Origin of the sequence: Streptomyces sp. (genome assembly GCF_035563135.1) — a bacterium.
GTDB lineage: Bacteria > Actinomycetota > Actinomycetes > Streptomycetales > Streptomycetaceae > Streptomyces.
On the sequence record NZ_DATMVN010000730.1, the window covers coordinates 1 to 7,913 of the forward strand.

The window sequence follows — 7,913 nt, forward strand, 5'->3', positions numbered from 1 at the left end:
ACCAGACGATCTTTCCGGACGGAGTGCGGTCCTGAACTCCCCAGCCGTCGGCGAGCGCGGCCACCAGGATCAGGCCGCGTCCGGAGGTGTCGGTGTCGGCGGCCTGCCGGGTCTTGGGGTGCCGGCGGCGGCTGTCGTGCACTTCCATGCGCACGGTTTCCTCCTGGGCGTCGAGCTTGACCAGGAAGCCGTGTCCGGGAACGGTGCCGTGGACCAAGGCGTTGGTGGCGAGTTCGGAGACGCAGAGCCGGATGTCTTCGACACGGTCCGGCAGGCCCCAGTCAGTCAGGGCCTCGGAGGTGAAGGATCTTGCCTGGCTGATCGACTCGGGGCAGGCCTCGAAAAATTGTTGGGTCGTCAGGGCCATCGTGGTCCTCATGACTCGGCGTCCAGGACGCGGGTGGTGCCGGGGTGGCGGTGGCGGACGGGACCGGTGCGGGCGGCGGCGTGGTGGGTGCTCCGGGGCTTGCGGACCAGCAGCAGCCGTGAGCCGGCCGCCTCGATCCGCCGCCTGCGTTCGGCGGCTATGCCCTTCGGTCCCACGTGCGACATGGCCGGGGCGATCACGCCGTAGACGTCCGGCAGCGCGAGCACGTCCAGCAGCCCGGTGAACGCCGCCGACGCGACGCCCGCCGCCGTCTCCCGGTCGGTGAAGACGCCCGACAACTGCAGTTCGTGACTGCGGCAGTACTCGGCGAGCGAGCCGACCAGTGCCTCCTGCCGTGCCGGGGAGACCCGCACCAGCCGCAGAAGGCCGTACACGACCGGGCCGTTGACCTGGCGCTGCTCGGTGAGGGGTTCCATGCTGGGGACCATCCAGAAGGCTCGACAGAGAAGTGACGCTCCGAGCGTGGCCGCTGCCCAACTTGTCGCCAACCACCCGTCGTTCTACTTCCGTTCCACTTCCGTCCCGCCGACTGCACGGACCGTGCTTCGATGACGGGTGGAAGGGAGTGACGACGCGTGGCGACGGTGCACCACTGGACCGGCCTGGAGGCCAAGGCTCTGCGGGGCGCTCTGCGCCTGAGCGTGCGGGCCTTCGCCCAGCAGCTCGGCCTGGCCGTCGCGACCGTGTCCAAGTGGGAGAGCAAGCTCGCCGACACCGCGCCCCGTCCTGACACCCAGGCCATCTTGGACACCGCCCTCAGTCGCGCGGACGCCGCCGTCCACCTGCGCTTCGAGACGATCCTGTCCGAGATGACCAGCACCGGGCCGAGCGCGGGCCAGCCTCGCGTCACCGCTTCTGGTCCCAGAGCCTGGGAGTACGAGAGCTGGGCCGACGACCTCGACCGTGTCGTGGTCGCCCTGTCCCGGCAGAACTTCACCTTCGCCGACAGCCTCCTGAACCGATGGCTGACCCGGTTCCAGGCGTCCGAGCTGGACGAGAAGGGCCTGTATCTCTTCGCCCGGTCCACCGCTCTGCTCGGCGACCTCAAACGCGACCAGGGCACCGTCCTCGGCCCGCTCTCCGCCCGCCGCTCCTACGCCGACGCCCGCGCCATCTTCACCCAGCTCGGCATCCCCCGACGCGTCGCCCAGCTCGACCTCTCCCTCGCGGTCGTCACCGAGATGTCCGGCAAGCTGGAGCTCGCCGCCCGCCACTACGAAACCCTCGCCGTCGACGACCGGCTCTCCCGCCGCGACCGCGCCCGCGCGAGGCTGTGGGTGGGCACCTCACTGAGCAAGGACGGCCAGCACGACTACGCGACCCGCGTCATGCAGGCCGCCACACGCGACTTCGAAGACCTGACCGAGCCGGACGACTGGTCGGTGGCCCACCAGAAACTCGCCCTGGCCCGCCGCGGCGCCGGCGACCTCACCGAGGCCCTGCACTTCATCGAAATCGCCCGCAGCAGCGGCACCACCGAGTCACCGATGCAACGCGTGCGACTGGACACCGCCCATGGCCACATTCTGCTCTCCGATCCGGCGACCCGGGATGATGGACACCTCGTCCTCGACCAGGCCGCCAGGCAGGCCGCGCAGTACGGACTCGTGCACCAGCTGCGCAGCATCGAGGGCATCAGGGCCATGAGCGAGGGGCCGACCGGCCCCCGGCAACGGTGACCAGGGAGAACACACGCGTGAGCAACGACCAGCAGGCCATCACCGAGGACCAGTGGCGCTGGGCCAAGCTGATCTGGGACTACCACCAGATGCAGCACGAGCTGCGGCCCGCCGACGCGGCGATCGGACTGGGCAGCCACGACCTCGGCGTCGCCACGCACTCCGCCGAGCTGTACCGCGCCGGTCTCTTCCCCACCCTGGTGTTCACCGGCGGCAACAGCCCCACCACCGCCAAGGTGTTCCCCCGGGGTGAGGCCGTCCACTTCCGCGAGCACGCCATCGTGCTCGGCGTCCCCGCCGAGGCGATCCTGCTCGAGCCGAACGCGGCGAACACCGGGCAGAACATCACCCTCTCCCGCGAGGTCCTCGCCGCCGCCGGCATCCGCCCCGCGACGGTGCTGCTGGTCTCCAAGCCCTACATGGAACGGCGGTCGTTCGCGACCGCCCGCAAGCTGTGGCCCGACGTCGACATCCGGTGCGCGTCGGAGCCGCTGGAGTTCGACGACTACCTGAAGTCCATCGGCGACGAGAAGCTCGTGCTGGACATGCTCGTCGGCGACCTCCAGCGGGTCATCGAGTATCCGAAGCTCGGTTTCGCCATCGCCCAGGAGGTCCCGGAGGACGTGCATGCCGCGTACGAGTCCCTCATCCGCGACGGTTTCACCAGCCGCCTCATCTCGTGAGCTGTCCACGCTGGGCGGGGTGTGCGCGATCCATCAGCCGAACATCTTTCCCCGGCTGAGCACGCTGGCCAAGCTGTTCGCGGCGGATACCTGGATCGTCCTCGACGACGTCCAGTTCACCCGCCGCGACTACCAGCACCGGGCCCGTCTCGCCGACCTCGACGACCCGGCCCGCCAGCGGTGGCTGACCATCCCCACCCGCCTGCCCAGCGGGCGCTCCACCCTCATCCGGGACGCGCTGATCGACGATCCGGTTCTCGCGCGCCGCAGGGCCGAAGGCATGCTGCGCCAGCACTACGGGATCAGCCCTCACTGGCCGGCCCTCGCCCAGGCCCTGGCTCCGGTGCTGGACGCCTTCGCCACCGAACGGACCGCGGCCGTCGCCGAGACGTCCACCCGTCTCCTGCTGGATCTGCTCGGCTGGCCAGGGAAGATCCTGACCAGCAGCGATCTGCCCGCCCGGCCGGGCCGCTCCCAGCGGCTCGCCGACCTAGCCGCCGCGACCGGTGCCCGCACATACCTGTGCGGGACGGGCGGCATGACCTACCTCGACCCCGCTCCGTTCGAGGCACAGGACGTCGCCGTCCTCCCGTTCCGGCCGCCGGCGACCGGGATCTGGTCCACCGGCCGACGGGTCAGCGCCCTGTGGGCGCTGACGGCGCTCGGCCCGCAGGCCGTGGCCGCCCGCTGCCGCGCACTCGCCGCAGCGCCCGAGGCCATGCCGGCGGCCTGACCCGACCGCTCCCCTGAACCAAGGCACGGATCAAGGTGCCGAAGCGTCACCGGCCCCGTCTTTCGCCTTGTCCTACCGGGACGGCGTGGTGCCGGGCCGCAGCGGCGGTCATCACCAGCCGTCCGCCGGATGCCGGGATGCGGCCGAGCGCGCAGAGGATCGCAGCCTTGTCGACGTCGTCGCCGAGGGCATTCACGCAGCAAGGTCCGCGGGGCGCAGCCCTTGGGCGGCTGGACTCCTTCAGCTCGGAGCTGTCCCTCACTCCGTCTCGGGGAGGAGTCTGTTGCCCGCAAACACGACGTTGAGCAGCCGTTTGCCCTCAAGTCCAGCAGCCGAGATCGCCTCTTGTTCTGCATGGTCCAGATCGGCATACGGAACGTGCTCACGGACGACCATGATCTGAGGGGCCAGCCCTTCAAGGCGGAGTTCGTCCAGCCACTCCCGCATCCGCGGGGAGGGGTGCTTGCGATGGCCGCAAAGGCGTACTCCCAGGGGCTGGACGCTCTGTCCGATGTACCGCGTCTCATCGGTCCTCGGGTCCACCAACGCGTACACCCTGCCGGTGCCAAAAGGAGGCCTCGTCCATCGCATAAGACGATCCTGGTCTCTACTGTGCGAGCGTGCATGTGGTGTGGGGTGAAGGAGGATTCCGTGCGCTCAGCCGCCAGGTGGCGCTCCTGACAGATCGCCCGTGCGGGCCCACGGCGATCTCGAGCGGGAGTTGGAGACCCGGGTGGATGCGCTGCACAGGCCGGGGCTGGTCGGGGATGGGGCGGGTGCTTGTCGACCAGGAGACGGCCCGGCTGGATCGGGAGGCGTTGCGGCGGCGTGCGGATCGTCCCGTGCCCCAGACTTCCCGCGGCCGCTGGGCTAACCGGCAGCACGCCTAATCCGGGCGTTCACCGCGCTCGATCAGGCGCCGCTCGATGCCCACTTCTACGCAGGACGCCCCTGGACGCGGCGGCCCGCGCACTGGTGGCGAGACGGGCCCGGGACCGGGCCGGTAGCGGTCAGGGCATCGAGGTCGCCGTCGAGTGGACCGGTCAACCCCGCACCGCTCAGCGTGCTTGGACCGACACCGGGAGGCCTGCCGGTGGTGGGCGCAGCGTTCCGGGGCTCCCCCGCGAAGACCATAGGGTGTCCATTCGATCACTACACGTCACAAGGAAAGGTTGTCGTGGACCCGGAAGCGCAGCTTGATCTCACCGCAGTGCTCGCCAGCGCCTACGGCCTGCACGGCGCCGTGCTGGAGCGGCTACCGGTCGGTCAGGTGACCGTCAACTACCGCGCCCACGTGGGTAACGGTGACCAGGTGCGGTTCGTGAAGCACTACCAGGGCAGCGAATCGGACCTGGGCGACGAACAGGCCGCGGTCGATCAGACGCAGCTGGCCGGCATTCACCAGGTTCCGGTCGCCTCAGTGCGCCGTTCGGTCAACGGCGACACCGTCGTGCGGCAGGACGGCATCGCCGCCTCGGTGTGGGAATGGGTGCCCGGAACGGTGGTCGAAGACGGTCTCAACCCCGCCCAGCAGCGGGCCGCCGGAGCCACGCTGGGCCGTATCCACACCGCGTTCGCCGACCACCCGGCCGGGTCCGGCCCGTCGGCGAAGCTGGAGAAGTGGCTGCGCCCGGACATCGACAAGCTGGAGGCCACCGCGGTCAAGCTGCTGGGCATCGCCGGGGAGCGAGCCCAGCATGACGCGTTCGACGAGCAGGCGCTGCGGACCTTGGCCGAGCGGCGCGCGGTGCTGCACCGTATCCCCGAGCTCTTGGACGGTCTTCCGCCGCTGACGACGCAGGTTCTGCACGGCGACTACTCGGCGGTCAACCTGCTATTCCAGGGCGACGAGCTGACCGCCGTGCTGGACTTCCTGCCCCCTGACCCGTTCCTGGTCGCCTACGAGCTGGGCCGGATCGCGTTCGACCCGCGCACGGTCGTGCTCGACGAGGACTGGATCGCGGCGGGCGTGAACCTGGTCGGTGCCTACCTGGAGACCAACCCGCTCGTGCCAGCCGCCGACGTCACCGCCTGCGCCCGGGTGGCGCTGCTGCAGCTGATGACCAGCTTGTACGGGGTCAAGCAGCACTACCTCAAGCCCGGCCTCCTCCAGGAGGACCTGGACCAGTTCTGGCTCCTGCGGCACGCTGCGGCTCAGCGACTGCTGGCGGGCCTCGGCGAGGTCGAGAGCGCCCTTGCACGGGCAGCGCATCACCGCTGACGGGCCGCCACCGGGCGGTCCACGAATGAAGGAGTAACCGATGTCCACGACGGCCATAGCCGCCGACCAGTGGGTGGTCATGCGCGGACCGATCCACACGAGATTCGCCGCGGTGGGGCCCTAACGACCTTGTCGTTGTTCCGTGCAGGCCATGTCATTGGTCGAACTCAAGAGTCCCCTGCAAGCGCTCCAGGGCGTGTCACGCACGCTCAGTCCGGGCCGCGCGGAGCCGCCGATATCCGGCCGTCAGTCGAAGCTCACGATCATCCCTCTCGCCTTCCGTGACGCAGCCGACGCCGTTGACAGGCTTCACCGGCATCACAAACGGCCGACCGGCCACAAGTTCAGTCTCGGTGTACTCGACGACGCTGGAACGCTTTGTGGCGCGGCGATCGTGGGCCGCCCGGTGGCCCGTTGTTTCGATGACGGGTGGCAGCTTGAGGTGACCCGAGTGGCTACCGACGGCACTCCGAACGCCTGCAGCACCCTGTACGGAGCCGCGTGGCGTACCGCATCGGCTGCCGGCTACCTACGACTCATCACCTACACCCAGGGCAGCGAATCGGGCGCCAGCCTGCGTGCCGTCGGCTGGAAGCAGGTTGCGGTGCTTCGGCCCCGTGCAGGCTGGGACACTCCCTCACGGCCACGCAGAGATCGCGGCACGGATAACGTCGCACGGGTCTTGTGGGAGCAGTCGCGATCAGGGGCCGCGGCTCTGCCAGCGCTGGCAGAGCTGCGTAACGAAATCCGGAACGAAATTCTCTGTGAGGGCCCTGGCTGTGGGCGGCCGTTTCCGCTGCGCCCGGGTCCTGGGCGCCCTGCCCGCTTCTGCTCGACGACGTGTCGGGTCCGTGCGCACCGCGCCGCCAAGGCTGCGGCCTGACCGGTCGGCTCGCCACTCGTACAGGCTCGGGCCGCTGTCCAGTCCCGTCGCAGCGCCACAGGGGACAGCCATCCCCCGCCCGCGCCGCCGATTCGCCGAAGTATGCCCCGATCCGCATCTCCCCTGTTCAGTGCGCTCAAACGAGACCGCGCCGATAGGGAGCGCGGCCGGGGATCACTGGGAGCGACATGAGCACGGTCATGGTCAGGCAGGCTTACGGAACACGGTGGACGCCGCCTCAGCCTGCCCTGCTTCCCACGTGGCTGCAGCGCCAGGAACGCTTCACCCGCTCGAACATCTGCCTGGAGGAACTGGCCATGGCCATTCGTCAGGGTGGCTGGTCCGTCCTTCCCGTCCCGGATGTGCCGAACCTGGGCGCATGCGATACCGCCGATTGGGCAGCGAAGGTGCTGGCCAGCCAGGAGTCCCTGCGGCTGGAGCAGGCTCGCACCTACTCCTTCGGGTCGAACGCCACCGGCATGGCCGTAGCAGCGGCGGCAGGATCGCCTCCGAAGGAGAAGATCACCGCCTCTCGGCTCCCTAGCCCTTCAGGCTTGATCGTGTTCGCTGATCCGATCGGCCACCACTCCGAGCCCGTGATGGCGGCTGACGGCCGTGTTGTGGAGCTGCACACCCCGATCGTCGCGGCTTCCTGGTCTCTGTGGGGTCGCGAGCAGATGGAACACCTCGGTCCCGAGCATCCCATCGCGTGGCTTGCCCGAGAGGACACCGGGGAACCCGCCCGCCTTCCTCAGACGATGCAGGCGATATGGGTCACGTTCTACTCCGCGCGGCCGGGCGACATCCCGGACCTGCCCGACGAGGCTCCGGTCGCCATGCTGGACGGGGTGCCGGTGACGGCCGCGATGGCCCGTGCCCGCGACGCAGTGTTCTCCCGCAAGTACACCGACCTGTGGGGGCCCCTGCGATGGCATGACGAGGCACTGTTGCCGATCGGGGAGCGCTTCGAGGAGCAGCCGCAGCCAGGCGCTCACGACTGGGCCAGTGTGCTCTACACCGCATGGCAGATGATGCAGCAGCGCACAGGGGTGACCCAGCTCGTCGACATCAAGCGTCACAACGTGCTTCCGCCCGCAGCGCGGCAGAAGGCGAAGGCAAAGGCGCGGCAGTCAGGGCTTGGACCGGCCGTCGGCGACGGCATCGTCCATGTCGTCGACCTCACCCGCGCCCATCGACCGGCGCAGGCCGAAGCTGACCGGGACGCAGCGGCCTCCGACGGTCGACGGAAGGTGGAGTGGAAGTTCCGCTGGAAGGTGCCGCCGCACCGGCGCATGACGTGCATGAATCCGCGTCTGCACCACGACA

9 protein-coding genes are annotated in these 7,913 nt (G+C 69.5%); 6 read left to right on the forward strand and 3 right to left on the reverse strand.

All coding sequences use genetic code 11. The annotated features are described in order from the left end of the window. Together VN520_RS32250 and VN520_RS32255 are read right to left on the reverse strand one after the other, a co-directional pair. Window positions 1-367: ATP-binding protein (locus tag VN520_RS32250; protein ID WP_325750484.1), on the reverse strand; the 367-nt coding region annotated here is incomplete at its 3' end. A gap of 8 nt (window positions 368-375) precedes the next feature. Continuing rightward, window positions 376-804 (reverse strand): hypothetical protein, encoded by a 429-nt coding sequence (locus VN520_RS32255; protein WP_325750476.1) that lies wholly within the window; start codon window positions 802-804, stop codon window positions 376-378. Between the two features lie 159 nt (window positions 805-963). Between VN520_RS32255 and VN520_RS32260 the strand changes: the two genes are divergently transcribed. The 3 genes from VN520_RS32260 to VN520_RS32270 are packed head-to-tail and all read left to right on the forward strand — an operon-like array spanning window position 964 to window position 3,483. Next, on the forward strand, window positions 964-2,067 hold the full coding sequence (locus VN520_RS32260; protein ID WP_325750477.1) for a hypothetical protein: 1,104 nt from the start codon (window positions 964-966) through the stop codon (window positions 2,065-2,067). Between the two features lie 17 nt (window positions 2,068-2,084). Next, the gene (locus VN520_RS32265; protein WP_325750478.1) at window positions 2,085-2,750 is read left to right on the forward strand and encodes a YdcF family protein; all 666 of its coding nucleotides are present in this window, start codon (window positions 2,085-2,087) and stop codon (window positions 2,748-2,750) included. Window positions 2,751-2,769: 19 nt separating this feature from the next. Continuing rightward, complete coding sequence (locus VN520_RS32270) at window positions 2,770-3,483, forward strand: WbqC family protein (RefSeq protein ID WP_325750479.1); 714 nt, start codon at window positions 2,770-2,772, stop codon at window positions 3,481-3,483. Between the two features lie 258 nt (window positions 3,484-3,741). Here VN520_RS32270 and VN520_RS32275 read toward each other — a convergent pair whose 3' ends face one another. Next, window positions 3,742-4,029, reverse strand: coding sequence for a hypothetical protein (locus VN520_RS32275; protein ID WP_325750480.1), 288 nt, complete (start codon window positions 4,027-4,029; stop codon window positions 3,742-3,744). A gap of 631 nt (window positions 4,030-4,660) precedes the next feature. Between VN520_RS32275 and VN520_RS32280 the strand changes: the two genes are divergently transcribed. From VN520_RS32280 to VN520_RS32290, 3 genes are all read left to right on the forward strand, one after another. Next, window positions 4,661-5,704, forward strand: coding sequence for a phosphotransferase enzyme family protein (locus VN520_RS32280; protein WP_325750481.1), 1,044 nt, complete (start codon window positions 4,661-4,663; stop codon window positions 5,702-5,704). 151 nt (window positions 5,705-5,855) lie between these two features. Continuing rightward, window positions 5,856-6,587 (forward strand): XF1762 family protein, encoded by a 732-nt coding sequence (locus VN520_RS32285; protein WP_325750482.1) that lies wholly within the window; start codon window positions 5,856-5,858, stop codon window positions 6,585-6,587. Window positions 6,588-6,787: 200 nt separating this feature from the next. After that, a partial coding sequence (locus VN520_RS32290) for a hypothetical protein (RefSeq protein WP_325750483.1) occupies window positions 6,788-7,913 on the forward strand: 1,126 nt, incomplete at its 3' end.

Coding starts and splice junctions, on each gene's coding strand:
- VN520_RS32285 (WP_325750482.1), top strand. CDS start 5,856: ATGTCATTGGTCGAACTCAAGAGTCCCCTGCAAGCGCTCCAGGGCGTG.
- VN520_RS32255 (WP_325750476.1), bottom strand. CDS start 804: ATGGAACCCCTCACCGAGCAGCGCCAGGTCAACGGCCCGGTCGTGTAC.